Origin of the sequence: Streptomyces sp. NPDC051183, assembly GCF_040682455.1 — a bacterium.
In the GTDB taxonomy this organism is placed as follows: Bacteria; Actinomycetota; Actinomycetes; order Streptomycetales; family Streptomycetaceae; genus Streptomyces.
In genome coordinates, this window is sequence record NZ_JBFBBA010000079.1 from 1 (window position 1) to 14136 (window position 14136).

General features: G+C 73.4%; 9 protein-coding genes. 5 read left to right on the forward strand and 4 right to left on the reverse strand.

Translation table 11 applies throughout. The annotated features are described in order from the left end of the window. Nucleotides 1-91: 91 nt before the first annotated feature. The 4 genes from AB0M99_RS36270 to AB0M99_RS36285 form a co-directional block, all read right to left on the reverse strand. Nucleotides 92-1735 (reverse strand): GMC oxidoreductase, encoded by a 1644-nt coding sequence (locus AB0M99_RS36270; protein ID WP_365928281.1) that lies wholly within the window; start codon nucleotides 1733-1735, stop codon nucleotides 92-94. A gap of 91 nt (nucleotides 1736-1826) precedes the next feature. Continuing rightward, nucleotides 1827-2468, reverse strand: a complete 642-nt coding sequence (locus AB0M99_RS36275; RefSeq protein WP_365928283.1) for a DUF6629 family protein — start codon at nucleotides 2466-2468, stop codon at nucleotides 1827-1829. Nucleotides 2469-2488: 20 nt separating this feature from the next. After that, complete coding sequence (locus AB0M99_RS36280; RefSeq protein ID WP_365928285.1) at nucleotides 2489-3619, reverse strand: agmatine deiminase family protein; 1131 nt, start codon at nucleotides 3617-3619, stop codon at nucleotides 2489-2491. A gap of 147 nt (nucleotides 3620-3766) precedes the next feature. Then, nucleotides 3767-5257, reverse strand: a complete 1491-nt coding sequence (locus AB0M99_RS36285; protein WP_365928287.1) for an MFS transporter — start codon at nucleotides 5255-5257, stop codon at nucleotides 3767-3769. 222 nt (nucleotides 5258-5479) lie between these two features. On the opposite strand from AB0M99_RS36285, the gene AB0M99_RS36290 reads away from it, so the two are divergent. The 5 genes from AB0M99_RS36290 (at nucleotide 5480) to AB0M99_RS36310 (ending at nucleotide 14078) form a co-directional block, all read left to right on the forward strand. Continuing rightward, nucleotides 5480-9046 (forward strand): S8 family serine peptidase, encoded by a 3567-nt coding sequence (locus AB0M99_RS36290; protein WP_365928289.1) that lies wholly within the window; start codon nucleotides 5480-5482, stop codon nucleotides 9044-9046. A 164-nt stretch (nucleotides 9047-9210) separates the two neighbouring features. After that, nucleotides 9211-9966: a hypothetical protein gene (locus AB0M99_RS36295; RefSeq protein ID WP_365928291.1), complete on the forward strand. Its 756-nt coding sequence runs from the start codon at nucleotides 9211-9213 to the stop codon at nucleotides 9964-9966. A gap of 85 nt (nucleotides 9967-10051) precedes the next feature. Then, complete coding sequence (locus AB0M99_RS36300; RefSeq protein WP_365928293.1) at nucleotides 10052-11290, forward strand: cytochrome P450; 1239 nt, start codon at nucleotides 10052-10054, stop codon at nucleotides 11288-11290. Nucleotides 11291-11329: 39 nt separating this feature from the next. Further along, a complete protein-coding gene (locus AB0M99_RS36305; protein WP_365928295.1) occupies nucleotides 11330-12352 on the forward strand; it encodes a hypothetical protein in 1023 nt (340 codons plus the stop codon). Nucleotides 12353-12392: 40 nt separating this feature from the next. After that, a complete protein-coding gene (locus tag AB0M99_RS36310) occupies nucleotides 12393-14078 on the forward strand; it encodes an FAD-dependent monooxygenase (RefSeq protein ID WP_365928297.1) in 1686 nt (561 codons plus the stop codon). Nucleotides 14079-14136: the final 58 nt, after the last annotated feature.

Genomic DNA, 14136 nt, shown 5'->3' on the forward strand with positions numbered 1-14136 from the left:
CGCCAATGCTCCGCAGTGGCTCCCTCCTCCGCCTTGCAATCCACGGCACCAGACGACCCGGGCTACCCGACCCTGATCCGCCAGACACCCCCTAGAGGTCAGTGGCGATGATCTTCTCGATGTTGCGCTCGGCGAGCGCGGTGATCGTCACGAACGGATTGACGCTGGTGTTTCCGGGGATCAGCGCTCCGTCGATCACGTACAGGCCGGTGTAGCCGTGCAGGCGGCCGTAGTTGTCGGTGGCCTTGCCCAGGACCGCGCCGCCGAGCGGGTGGTAGGTGAGGTGGTCGCCCCAGATCTTGTTGGTGCCGAAGAGGTCGGTGCGGTAGATCGTCCCCTCCTTCGAGTTGATCTTGTCGAAGATGGTCTTGGCCATGTCGATGGACGGCTGCTTCCACGCCGTCTGCCAGTCCAGGTCGACCTTGTTCGCGGCGGCGTTCCAGGAGAACCGGGCCCGGTTCGGGTTCTTGGTGATGGACAGGTAGAAGGAGGCGTACGTCTCGATGCCGGTCGGCAGCGGCGCGACCTCGGCGAAGGCGCCGCCCGCGTCCCAGTTGTCGATGCCGCCGCAGGGGATGGAGGCCTGGACCTTGCCGGTGGGGTCCCACATGTGGTTGGCGCGGCCGCACATGACGTTGCCGTTGTCGCCCCAGCCCTTGCCGATCTCCTCGTTCAGGTTGGGCAGTACGCCCGTCGCCTTCAGCCTGACCAGCAGCTTGCTGGTGCCGACGCTGCCGGCCGCGAAGAACACCCGGTCGGAGGTGACGCTCTTGGCGGCCGCGACGCTGCCGTCGGTGTTCAACTGCTCGATGGCGACCGTGTAGCCGCCGCCGGAGGCGGGGGAGACCGAGGTGACCCGGTGCAGGGGCGAGATGGTGACCTTGCCCGTGGCCTTGGCGGCCGCGATGTAGGTCTGCTGGAGCGACTTCTTGCCCGCGTTGTTGCCGTAGAGGATCTCGCCGGCCACCGCGGACTTGGGGACCGTGCCGGCCACCTCCGCCTTCATGTAGTCCCAGTCGTAGACGTCGGGGACGAAGACGAAGGGGAAGTTGGAGCGCTGGGCGTGCTTGCGGCCGACGCGGGCGAACTGGTAGCAGTCGACGGTCTCGAACCAGTTCGGGTCGATGAGGCCCACGCCGAGCCCGGCGTTGGCCCGTGGGTAGTAGGTGTTGTACATCTCGTCGGCGTCCACCGTCGGCAGGATGGCGCCGAAGTTCTGCCGCTTGGGGGTGACGGCCATACCGCCGTTGACGAGCGAGCCGCCGCCGACGCCGCGGCCCTGATAGACGATGATCCCGCCCATTTCCTCGGCGTCCAGGATGCCCGTGTACTTGGGGACGTCCTTGTCGATGGGGAATCCGAGGAAGTTGCTGAGCGGGGCCTTCGTGCGGGTGCGCAGCCAGTACGACCGGTAGTCCGGCGCCGTGGTGTTGGCGAAGATCTTGCCGTCGGTGCCCGGGGTGTCCCAGGCCATGCCCATCTCGATCATGTGCACATTGACGCCCGCCTGCGCGAGGCGCAGCGCGGCGACGGAACCTCCGTACCCCGTGCCGATCACCAGGACCGGCACGCGGGCGCCGTTCTGGATGGGACCGGCGGCGACGGCTGCCCGAGCCTGCGTCGGAGCGACCTGACCCGAGAGGGCCATGGCTCCAACAATGGAACTTGTTCTAGCAATGAATCCGCGACGCGAAATGCCCTTGGAGCCGTTTCTGTGCAGGGACTTGCCACTCATGTGACGTTCCTCACTCTCGGCGGAATGGGAACGAGTTCTACTGCCGGGTGCGTGTGAAGTCACTACATACGTCTAGGTAACTTTTGGCCGATCACGTAACAGAGGAGGCCGGTTTCCGGCGCCGTACCCAGCCCAGGACCAGCATCGAAGCGACGGCCGCGAAGGCGCACCAGGTGGAGGCGAATTCCAGCCTCCACAACGCTGAGCAGGCCAGGGCCCCGACGGTCAACACCGCACCGAGCACCCTGAGGTGCCGGTCGCCGGAGATCAGCAGCGCGCCGAGAGTGGCGAACAAGTAGCCCGCAAGAACCAGCGGCGTCCACGGAATATTCACACCGTAGCCAACAAGGTGGCCGCGGATCTCGGCGGTCACCGGCCGGGTCGCCAGGCAGTACGAGAGGTACGCGCCGGTCGCGACGCCGGCGGCGGCGGGGGCCCGCAGGCGGCGCCGCTCGCGCGGGCCGGACATGGGCGGCGCGGCGGCGAGCAGCACGCCGAGCGGTACCCATACCGGCAGCAGCGGCAGTGCGATCACGGCCCATGCCGTGGTGGCGGGGCCGCAGCCGCCGCCGGAGCGCCAGACTGCGGCCTCGACCAGTTGGTGCGCGCCGAGCAGCAGGGGAAGCGCGGCGACGGGCAGGTCGCGGACCCGCTGCACGCGCATGACGCAGACGACCCCGACGGCGGTGATGACCGTACCCGCCGTCAGATCGGCCGTCGCGCTCCAGCACATGGCGCTACATCACCGGGTGATCACTGCGCGGTCGGCTGCTGCATGGTCGAACAGTGGATGCCCCCGCCGCCGCCCATCAGGCGGTCCACGTCGAGCTGGACCACGGTGCGGCCGGGGAACGCTGCCGCGAGTGCCTGCTTGGCCCCCGCGTCCTTGGCCCGGTCGCCGAACTGGGAGGTGATGACCGCCCCGTTGACCAGGTGGAAGTTCAGGTAGGAGTCGACGAAGTCGGGGTTGTCGGAGCGCAGCGTGTCGGGGCCGTTCACCTTGATGACCTGGAGCCGGCGGCCCTTGGCGTCGGTGGCGGCGGACAGGATCGCGAGTTGCTGGCGGGCGTCCTTGGCCCAGATGTCGGTGCGGTCGGCGGGCGGCACCTGGACCATCACCACGCCGGGGCGGATGAACCGGGAGGTGACGTCGATGTGGTCGTCCGTGATGTCCTGGCCCTTGATCCCGGGGGCCCAGATCATCTTGTCCGCGCCGTAGGCGGCGAGCACCTTGGTCTCCACCTGGGCGCGGGTGAGGCCCGGGTTGCGGTTCTTGTTGACCAGGCTGCTCTCGGTGGCCATCAGCGTGCCGTCGCCGTCGGTCTCCACCGAGCCGCCCTCGCCGACGAAGGTGGTCGCGGTGAAGGGCAGCGACTCGTGCGCGGCGAGCAGTCCGGCCACCTTGGCGTCCTTGCGGTGGGTCTGCTTGTTGCCCCAGCCGTTGAAGTTCAGGCCGATCGTGTCGACGGCGCCCGCGCCGTCGCGCCGGAAGACGGCGCCCGTGTCCCGCATCCAGAGGTCGTCCACCGGGATGGTGGAGATGACGGTGACCGCGGAGCCGCAGCGGGCCCGGGCGGCGGCGGCCGCGTTCTCGTCGGCCGCGCACATCAGTACCGGTTCGTAGCGGGCGACCGTCCTGGCGATCAGGGCGATGTCCTGCTGCACTCCCGCGAGGGCGGAACCCCAGATCGAACGACTGGACGGCCAGGCCATCCAGGTGCGGACGTGCGGTACGTCGTCGAGGGGCACGGTCATCCGGCGCGCCGCCGCCGGTGCGACGGCCGCCTGCCCGGCCTGTGCCGACTGCGTGGTGAGGGCTCCGAGGGCGAGGCCCGCGGCCCCGGCGCCCGCCGAGCGCAACAGGGTTCTGCGGCTTGGGTTCATGTGAACCTCCGAAGGAGGGTGGATGAGAGGGTAGCCGCACTGTGGCATTGACTGAATTTTCAGTCAAGACGCTGCCGCACCTTCGACGACCGCCCGCCGGTCGTCGCCCCGCCGGCGCCCGCACCCTGGTAGGGCGCCGGACCGACGTCACCGCTCCGCCTCCCGCGGGGGTTCGAGGGGTGGAGCGGCCATCGCGCAGTGGGTACGGCACTCCGGGTGGCAGCCCCCGGGCGCGGGGGAGCGTACGGTCGCCCAGGCCAGCGCGGCGCCGACCACCAGCGCCCCCGCGCACCACAGCATGGCCCGCCCGAAGGCGGCGTCGAACCGGTCGGCCGAGAGGTACGCGTCCGGGCCCATCCCGGACAGCAGCGGCAGGGCGGCCACCGCCAGCAGTCCGGCGGCCCGGGCGGCGGCGTTGTTGATGCCGCTGGCCAGGCCGGCCCGCCCGGCGTCCACCGAGGACAGCACGGTCGCCGTCAGCGGAGCCACCAGGGCCACCATGCCCATCCCCATCACGACCAGCGCGGGCAGCACGTCCCGCACGTACGGGGCGCCCGGCCCCACGCGCAGCATCAGCAGCATCCCGGCCGCGCACAGCAGCGGCCCGACCGTGAGCGGGACGCGCGGCCCGATGTGCTCGCCGAGCTCCCCCGACCGGGCGGACAGCAGCAGCATCAGCGCGGTGGTCGGCAGCAGCGCGGCCCCGGCGCCCAGAGCCGAATACCCGGCGACGACCTGGAGCTGGAGCACCACGAGGAAGAAGAAGCCGCCGAAGGCCGCGTACACGCACAGGGTGACCAGATTGACGGCGGTGAACTGCCGGGAGGCGAAGACGTCCGGGGGCATCATCGGATCGGCCCGGTGCCGCTCCACGTACACGAACGCGGCCCCCAGCAGCACGCCGCCCACGGCCGCCCCCGTCACCAGGGCGGTACCGGACCGGGCCTCGATCAGCGCATAGGTCAGCAGTGCCAGCGCCGCCGCGCCCAGCACGGCCCCGGCCACGTCGAACCGCCCGTGCGCCTGCGGATCCCGCGACTCCGGTACGTGCCGCAGTGCGACCGGCACACACAGCGCGGCCACCGGTACGTTCAGCAGGAACACCCAGCGCCAGCCGGGCCCGTCCACCAGCCAGCCGCCCAGGAACGGCCCCACGGCCGCGCCGACCCCGCCGAGCCCGGACCACAGGCCGACGGCCCGGGCGCGGTCGTCGGGGTGGATCGAGCCCTGGATCAGTGCCAGGGAGCCGGGCGTCAGCAGCGCGCCGCCGATGCCCTGCAGGGCCCGGGCGGCCACCAGCACACCGGCGTTCGGCGCGATGCCGCACAGCAGCGAGCCCACCGCGAACCACACCACGCCCAGCACGAAGATCCGGCGCCGCCCGAACCGGTCGCCCAGCGCCCCGCCCACCAGGATCAGCCCGGCCAGGGTCAGCAGGTACGCGTTGACCGTCCACTGCAGGACGGCCAGATCGGCGCCGAGGTCCCGCCCGATGCGGGGAAGGGCCACGTTGACCACGGTCGAGTCCAGCAGCGCCATGCTCGACCCGAGCACGGTGGTCAGGACGATCCACCGGCCCTGCGCGGTGTCGAGTCGCACTGCGGGGGTGGACACGGGTTCGCCGGGGGACGCGGTCATGCCTTCAGGCTGGCTCGCGTGGGCGAGAAGAGCCACCGGGACAGGCCACCGGGACAGGCCGCGGGGAAGGGCCACCGGGAAGGGCCTCCGGGAAGAGGCACCCGGACGCCGTGGCTCATGAGGCCCTCTTGTAATGGCCATGACTACTCCTTCACCATGACCCGCGCACGTCACGCACTCCCTTCCCGCACAACCTGCACACGGCGTACGAGGAGACAACACGTGGCACAACGCAACCGACGACGATCCTTACGAACGGCGCTCGCCGCTCTCACCTCGGTCCTGCTCCTGCCCGTCGGCGCGGGCGTGGCCGCGGCGGCACCGGAACCCGGCCCCTCGCCCAGCGCGGCCGAGCGCAAGATCGAACCCAAGCTCCGCGCCCAGCTCGACGACTCCGCCAAGGCCGTCTTCTGGGTCTACCTCGACAGCGCCGCCGACCTCACCTCCGCGAGCAGGCAGCAGACCCGCGCGGCGAAGGCAGAGACCGTGCTCCGGCTCAAGAAGGACCACGCCGCGCGGAGCCAGGCCGAGGTGATCAAGGCCCTGGACGGCGCGAAGGCCGACTACACCTCGTACTGGATCGTCAACGCGGTGCGCGTCACCGGCAGCGAGAAGCTCGCCGGATCCCTCGCCCGGCGCCCCGAGGTCTCCCGGATCGACGCCGACGACAAGGTCACCCTCCCCAAGCCCGCCGAGGGCCGGCGCGAGAAGGCCGCCGCCGACGCCGTCGAGTGGAACATCGACCGGATCAAGGCCCCGCAGGTGTGGGACCAGCTGGGCGTGCGCGGCGAGGGCATCGTCGTCGCCAACATCGACAGCGGCGTGGACCACACGCACCCCGCCGTCAACAACCAGTACCGCGGCAAGAATGCGGACGGGTCGTACGACCACAACTACAACTGGTTCGACCCGGGCGGCATCTGCTCCACCGCCGCGCCCTGCGACAACAACGACCACGGAACCCACACGATGGGCACGATGGTCGGCGACGACGGCGGCGCCAACAAGACGGGCGTCGCGCCGGGCGCCAAGTGGATCGCGGCCAAGGGCTGCGAGACCGGCTCCTGCTCCGAGGCGTCCCTCCTCGCCTCCGGCCAGTGGATCGTCGCCCCGACCGACCTGAACGGCCAGAACCCGCGCCCCGACCTCGCCCCGCACATCGTGAACAACTCGTGGGGCAGCGCGGCGCACGACGACTGGTACCAGCAGATCGTCGACGCCTGGCGCGCGGCCGGCATCTTCCCGGCCTTCTCGAACGGCAACTCCGGCCCGGGCTGCGCGACCAGCGGCTCGCCCGGTGACTACGCGAGCTCCTACAGCTCCGGCGCCTTCGACATCAACGGCGCCATCGCGTCGTTCTCCTCGCGCGGCGCCGGCCCCGGCGGCCTCGTCAAGCCGAACATCTCCGCCCCCGGCGTGAACGTACGCTCCTCCGTCCCCGGCGGCGCGTACGCCTCCTTCTCCGGCACCTCCATGGCCTCGCCGCACACCGCCGCGACCGTGGCCCTGCTCTGGTCCGCCGCGCCCGCCCTGGAGGGCGACATCGCGCAGACCGAGGCGCTGCTGGACGGCACCGCGCAGGACACCGACAGCAGCCAGTGCGGTGGCACGCTCGCCGACAACAACGTCTTCGGCGAGGGCAAGCTCGACGCGCTCGCCGCCGTGACCGGCGCCCCGCGCGGTGCGATCGGCGCCCTCGGCGGCACCGTCCGCTCCGGCTCGGGCGACCCCGTCGCCGGAGTCAAGGTCGTCGCCGACGGCCCGATCGACCGTACGACGACCACCGCGGCCGACGGCACCTACAGCTTCCGCTCCCTGTCGGTCGGCGAGTACGCCCTGACCGCGTCGAAGTTCGGCTACGGGCAGCAGACCGGGACCGCCACGGTCACCGAGAACGCCACCGCCACGGGCGACTTCACCCTCGCCCAGGCCGCCTCCGGCAAGCTCACCGGCACGGTCTCCTCGGCCGCCGGACCCGCCGCGGGCGCCACCGTCACCGTCGCGGACACCCCGGTGACCGCGACGGCCGACGCACAGGGCCGCTTCGAGGTCACCCTGCCGTACGGCACGTACGACGTGAACGCCACCCACTCCTCGCGCTGCGTCACCGGCGGCACGGCCAAGGCCACCGTCGCCGGGGACACCACCGTCGCGGTCAACCTCCCCGAGCGCACCGACGGCTACGGCTACGCCTGCGCCGCCGCGGGCGACCGCCCGTACCCGGCGGGGGACCGGCAGCTCGCGCTGACCGGCGACAACACCACCGAGCGCGTCGACCTGCCCTTCCCGCTGCCGCTGTACGGGAAGACGTACGGCCAGGCGTGGATCGGGACGAACGGCACGGTCAGCTTCGGCGGCAACAACACCGGTGACATCAACGGGGACATCCCGAGCACCGCCACACCGAACGCGGCCCTGTACCCGTTCTGGGACGACCTCGTCGTCGGCGCCGCCGGCAGCGGCTCGGGCGTCTTCACATCGGTGACCGGCACGGCGCCGCACCGCAGCTACGTGATCGAATGGCGCGCGGTCGCCCACTGGTCCGCGCAGACCGACAAGTTCTCCTTCTCGGCGTCGATCGGCGAGGACGGCACCGTGACGTACTCCTACAAGGGGACGGGCGGCACCGGCATCAAGGGCGGCTCCACGGCCACCGTGGGCGTGGAGAACGCGACCGGAACCGACGCGTTCAAGTACTCCTTCAACACCGCGGTCATCACGGACGGCCTGTCCATCGCCTTCCGCACCACCAAGAGCGGTGTCGTCGCGGGCCGGGTGCTCGACGCGAACGACGGCAAGGGCGTCGCGGGCGCCACGGTGACCGTCGGGACCGGGGACACGGCGGTGGCGGCGACCACGGCCGCGGACGGCGGCTACGTCGTCCAGAGCCCCTCGGGCTCGAAGACGGTGGCCCTGTCGGCCCCCTCGTACGAGTCCGCCACGGCGACCGTCGACATCAAGCCGGCCGACGTCACGCCGGTCACGCAGTCCCTGCGCACCGGCAAGGTCACCGCCTCCAAGCCGGCCGTGGAGGCCGTCCTCCCGCCGGACCAGAAGCGGACCCGGACTCTGGAGCTCACCAACCCCGGCCTGGGCACCGACTTCACGGTGACCGAGGACGCGGCCTGGCTCACGGCCACGCCCGGCAGCGGGAACCTCCCGACGGGCGGCAAGTCCGCGCTCACCCTCACGTTGGACACGGCGGGCCTGACCCCGGGCACGGTCCTGACGGCCGACCTGAAGATCGCGTCCGCCAGCGGCCGCACCCCGGTGCTCAGCGTCCCGGTCAAGGTCGTGGTCCCGCGCTACCAGGTCGCCCTGGACGCCGGCTCCGACTACGCGGGCACCGACGCGCTCGGGGACAGCTGGTCCCCGGACCGCAAGTACACGGCGGGCTCGTACGGCTACCAGGGCAGCAGCTCGGTCCAGTCCACCGGCCGCACCATCGCCGGCACCGACGACCAGCGGCTGTTCCGCAACGCCCGTGAGGGCATGTACGAGTACCGCTTCGACAACGTCCCGAACGGGACCTACACGGTGGAGCTGGGCTTCGCGGAGCTCTCCTCCACCAAGCCGAACAAGCGCGTCTTCGACGTCCTGGCGGAGGGCACGCAGGTCCTGCCCTCCCTGGACATCTCCCTGGAGGCGGGCACCTACAAGGCCGTCAACCGCACGTACACGGTGACGGTCACCGACGGGGTGCTCAACATCCGCTTCGTCACCCACAGCGGCTTCGGCAAGCCCCTGCTGAACACGCTGCGCGTGACGGACCGCCCCGACAAGGGCTAGCCGGGCGGCAATGCCGGGCGACAACGCCGGGTGAGCCGACGGGGGCGGGGTGCCATGGGCGCCCCGCCCCTTCGGATTGTCGTACCGGCAATCGGGTGGCGCGGTACGACCGCACCGCGCGACGCGCGGAACCCGCCGTACGGGCAGCCGTAGCGTGGCTGAACATGACGCTCCAGAGCGACGACAGGACAGCCGACCGCGCCGCCCGCACCGACCGCGCCGCCCGCATCCACGCACTCGTACGGTCCGCCGATCCCGGTGCCGCCTGGGCGATCGGCGGCCCCGACGGGGTGCACGAGAGCTCGGCCGGTTCCGGCGCCTGCGGCGCGCCCGGCGGCACGTACGAGGTGGGCGGGCTCGCGGCCGTACTGGCCCTGTGGCCCGCCGTCGGGACCCTGGTCGAAGCGGGGGAGCTCGGCCTGCACACCCCGCTGTCGGCCTACGGCGGCGCCCTCGCCGCAGAGGCCCCCGCCGGAACCACCGCCCACCACCTGCTCACCCGGGACGCGGCGGCGCCGCCCGGCACGCTCACCCGCCTCGTGGAGCACCTCAGCGGCAGACCGCTCGCCGCGTACGCCGCCGAGCGGATCTGGACCCCGCTCGGCATGACCCGGACCGGCTTCGCCGCCGACGGCACCCTGCACGCGCCGCTCGCCGACCTCGCCCGCTTCCCGAGCCACCTGCTCTCCCCGGCGGACCATCCCGTCAGCCGTGCCTGGACCGCCGACTCCCTGCGCATCCGCACCGGCGAGCTCACCCCCGCCCGGGGCCTCTTCTGGCACCCGGCCCCGCACGGCGCCTGGTCCCACGGCGACGCCGCGACCCTGTGGATCGCCCCCCGCCTGCACCGCTGGGCCCTCCTGCTCCCCACCCGCCCCCCGGGCCCCTTGCGCAAAACCTTCCGCGACGCGGCTCTCTGAGTGCTCGGAGCGCGCGCCCTTCGGGAGCGACGTACGGTGATCCCGATGTCACCGACCGTCGTCCACGGCTGCGCGGAGGTACCGGATGCGCACGGTCCACGAGGCCGCTCTCGACACCCTGCGAAGTCCCGCCGCACGGGGCGGCGGCGGGCGGGCCGATGCCGTGCGCTTCGCCGCCACCCACACCCTGCCCGTACTCGTACGCGGCTTCGTGAGCGGCGGCCGGGCCCGTACGCAGCACCCGTACGCCGCACCCTCCCGGCCGCGCTGGTCCGCCGCCGCGCTGCGCGCCCTGCGCGTACGGCACGGGGGCGCTCCCGTCCTCGTACGCGGCCTCGCCGGGACCGTGCTCGTCCTGCTGGACCCGCAGGACCTGCGCCGCTTCCACACCGAGCCGCCCGGCGGCCCCGGCGCGGCGCGCCGCCGGCTCCACGACGAGGTACTGGCCGCCGGCGCCCCCGTACACCCCTCCTGCGGCCCGTTCCTGGCCGCCGTCGCGGCCGAGGCCCCGCTCCTGACGGCCGCCGCGGGCCTCGAACTGGCCCGCGCCCGCCACGCAGTGGCCCGCATCGCGCGGCGGATCGTGCTCGGCGACGCCGCCGCGGGAGACGAGGAACTCGCCGCCCTGCTCGGCCAACTGCGCAGCGGCCGCGCCCGCGGATCCCGTACCGTCCGAGACAAGGCCGTGGCGCGGATCCGGCAGTACGCCGCCCAGGCCGCGCCGCACACCCTCGCCGGCCGGGCCGCCCGCCACGGCGATCCCGTCGGGCCGGCGCAGCACTGGCTGGCGGCCATGGACGCCGTCCCCGCGACCCTCCTGCGCACCCTGCTGCTGCTCGGGGCCCACCCCGCCGAACAGGACGCGGCCGCCGCCGAAGCCGCCGCCGGTGCCCACACCGAACTGCCCCGCCTGCGGGCATGCGTCCGGGAGTCGCTGCGGCTGTTCCCCGTGGTGCCCGACCTGGTCCGGGTCACCCGTACCGAGACCGAGTGGCGGGGCGACCGCCACCCGGCCGGCACCACGGTCCTGGTGCCCGCCGCCTTCCACCAGCGCGATCCCGAACACGTACCGGCCGCGCACGTCTTCGTACCGGGCCGCTGGAAGACCCCCGGCGCCGACCGCGACATCCGGATGGCCCCCTTCGGTCACGGCGCGGGCCGCTGCCCCGGCAGCCGGCTCGGACTGCTGCTCACCGCCGCGCTCTGCGCCGAGGTGCTGCGCGGCCACCGCGTCGAGTCCACCCGGCCGGTGCTGAACCCGACGGGGCCGCTGCCCACGACGCTGGACCCGCAAGGCATCCGGCTCACGCTCCTCCACCGCTGACCCGACACTCCGACACCCCCACTGCAACGCGAGGAACCCATGTCCGACGCCGTCACCTCCGAGTCCACCGACCCGGACGTCGACCTGCTGGGCGCCGTGTGCCGCGAGCTCGCGGAGACCGCCGACGCCGTCGGCGAGGCCGCCCGGCACGCCTCCGAACTGGCCCTCGGCGCCCGTCTGCCGGCCACCGCGCTCGCCAGGGTCAGGCGACGCCGACCGGCCTGGCGCACCCTGCTGCGCACGCTCACCGACCCGGCGGGCCTGGGCTGGGCCCCGCGCGGCCGGGGAGTGGCCGCGGCGGGCCGGCTCGCCGGGATCCTCGCCGGGCGGGAGAGCCTCGCCGTCAGCATCGCGGTGTGCGGGCTCAAGGCCCGGATCCGGGCCGCGAGCGCCGGCCGGCCCGAGCTGGCGGCGGACCCGGACGCGGCCGCCGTGCTCAAGGCCGTCGAAGAGGACCGGCAGGGCGAGGCCGTCCGCGCGTTCCGCGCGATCATGCGCGACCGGGGTCCCGAGTACGCCTTCACGCTGCTCTCCCCGGCCTTCGCCGATCTGCTCGCCTGGCACGCGCTGACCGACGACAACCCCTTCAACGACCACGCCGGCTGGCAGGTGGCCACCGGCCGGGCCGTGACCGCCGAACCGCTCCTCGGCTTCGGTGCCGCCTGCCGGGCCTTCTTCGACCGCGGCCCCGGCCGCGGCGACCCCCTCCCGCCGGGGACCGCCCGGCGCATCACGGCCGCCCGGGCCGCCGCCACTCGGGCCGCTGCTGCCGCGACCGCCGCCGCCCGGGTCACGGCAACCGCCGCCGTGGCCCGCGTTCCGTCCGCCGCCGCACCGGTACGCACCCCCGCCCAGACGCCCGCCTCGGCACTGCGCTCGCACGCGGCCGGGCTGCGCTCGCACGCCGTCCGGCTGCGCGCGGCCGTGGTCCACCTGTGCTGGCCGGGGCCGAAGGGCGAGGCCTTCCGTACCGAGGTCCGCGGGTTCGCCGACCGCTGCGCCGTCGCCGCGGACGGCTTCGCGCTGGCCGCGGCCCAGCTCGAAGCGGCCGGGTCGCCGTAGGCGGTACGCCACGCGACGATGGATGCGGAGGCGACGCCACATGGTGCACACCGATACTCGGGACGTACTGGTCGTGGGCGCCGGCCCGGTCGGCCTCACCGCCGCGTTGGAGCTGCGCCGGCGCGGCGTGAACTGCCGCCTGATCGACCGGCTCCCGGCACGGCTGCCGTACGCGAAGGCCGTCGGCATCCAGCCCCGCACCCTGGAGATCTGGGACCGGATGGGCCTCGTCCGCTCCGCCCTGGAAGCAGCCGTGCCGCTGCTCGGGCAGTTGCTGTACGTCAACGGCGTGGAGCAGCCGCGCATCGAGATGCGGCTCCCGCCCGAGGCCCCGTACGCCTTCGCCGCGCTCCCGCAGTACGAGACCGAGCGGATCCTGGAGGAGCACCTGGCCCGGTACGGCACGCAGATCGAGCGCGGCACCGAGCTGGTGTCCTTCACCCAGGACGCCACCGGGGTCACCAGCTTGCTGACGACGGCTTCCGGGACCCGGGAGGAGGTCCGGTCCGGCTTCCTGGTGGGCTGCGACGGGGCGCACAGCGCGGTCCGCAAGGGGCTCGGGCTCGCCTTCGAGGGCGGCGCCTTCCCCGAGGAGTACATGCTCGCCGACGTGCAGGTCGACTGGGACCTGCCGCACGGCTACGGCGTACGGTCCATGCACCGCGGCGAGGACGGCGCCTTGGACGACGTGCTGGTGTGCATCCCGCTGCCCGGACCGGGCCGGTACCGGCTGTCGATGCTGGTCTCGCCCGAGGTGTCCGCCCGCGGCCGCGAGGGCGGGGCCGACGACGGCGTCGCCCACGGGCTGGGCACGAGCCGCGGTCCCGCGCTGGCCGACGTCCAGAAGGTCCTCGACCGCCTGTCGCCGCAGCCGACGGTCGCCTCCACGCTGCGCTGGTCCTCGGTGTTCCGCATCAGTCACCGGATCGTGGACCGGTACGGGGAGGGGCGGGTCCTCGTCGCGGGGGACGCGGCCCACATCCATCCGCCGACGGGCGCGCAGGGCATGAACACCGGGATCCAGGACGCGTACAACCTGGCCTGGAAGCTGGCGCTCGCCGTCGAGGGCGCCGCCCACCCGGGGCTGACGGCGAGCTACGACGCGGAACGCCGGCCCGTCGGCGAGGAGGTCGTCGGCCGCACGGTCCGGCACGCGACGCAGGGCGGCGTACAGGCCGATCCGGCGGACCCGGCGACGATGATGCTGCGGGAGGCGCAACTGCTCGTCGGCTACCGCGGGAGCCCCGTCGTCGGCGCCGTCGCGGACGCGGCGCCCCAGGGCCCGCAGGCGGGTGACCGGGCACCGGACTGCGGCGGCCTGAGCGGCGCCGTCACCGCTTACCCGCTGCGCCTCTACGACCTGCTGCGGGACCGCACCGGCCATGTGCTGCTGCTCTACGCGGACCCGTCCGGGGACGGGGGGTTCGGCGAACTCGCCGCCACGGCCCGGGCCCTGTCGGGCGGCCGGGTGGAGGCCTGCGTGCTGCTCGCCGACGGCGCACCCGACGGCTCCGACGGGGCGGGGCCGCTGCCCGTGTACCGGGACGCCCGCGGGGAGTTCGCGGGAGCCTACCGTCCGCAGGGCCCGACGCTGTTCGCGGTGCGCCCGGACGGCTACTTGGGCGCCCGGTCCTCCCCGCCGACGCCGCAGGCCGTGGCGGAGTACCTCGCGGAGGTGTTCCGCGTCCCGCTAGACCCATCCTCCGCACGTAGCGGTATCGGTTGAATGCGCTGCGCAGGCCGTGACGGCGGGCGGGGTGGCGGTGTTGTCCGGGTGTGTTGAT

What these genes read in the sequence shown, in the direction of transcription:
- AB0M99_RS36300 (WP_365928293.1), top strand. Translation starts at nt 10,052, where the DNA reads ATGCGCACGGTCCACGAGGCCGCTCTCGACACCCTGCGAAGTCCCGCC.
- AB0M99_RS36305 (WP_365928295.1), top strand. Translation starts at nt 11,330, where the DNA reads ATGTCCGACGCCGTCACCTCCGAGTCCACCGACCCGGACGTCGACCTG.
- AB0M99_RS36295 (WP_365928291.1), top strand. Translation starts at nt 9,211, where the DNA reads ATGACGCTCCAGAGCGACGACAGGACAGCCGACCGCGCCGCCCGCACC.
- AB0M99_RS36275 (WP_365928283.1), bottom strand. Translation starts at nt 2,468, where the DNA reads ATGTGCTGGAGCGCGACGGCCGATCTGACGGCGGGTACGGTCATCACC.
- AB0M99_RS36285 (WP_365928287.1), bottom strand. Translation starts at nt 5,257, where the DNA reads ATGACCGCGTCCCCCGGCGAACCCGTGTCCACCCCCGCAGTGCGACTC.
- AB0M99_RS36280 (WP_365928285.1), bottom strand. Translation starts at nt 3,619, where the DNA reads ATGAACCCAAGCCGCAGAACCCTGTTGCGCTCGGCGGGCGCCGGGGCC.
- AB0M99_RS36270 (WP_365928281.1), bottom strand. Translation starts at nt 1,735, where the DNA reads ATGAGTGGCAAGTCCCTGCACAGAAACGGCTCCAAGGGCATTTCGCGT.
- AB0M99_RS36310 (WP_365928297.1), top strand. Translation starts at nt 12,393, where the DNA reads ATGGTGCACACCGATACTCGGGACGTACTGGTCGTGGGCGCCGGCCCG.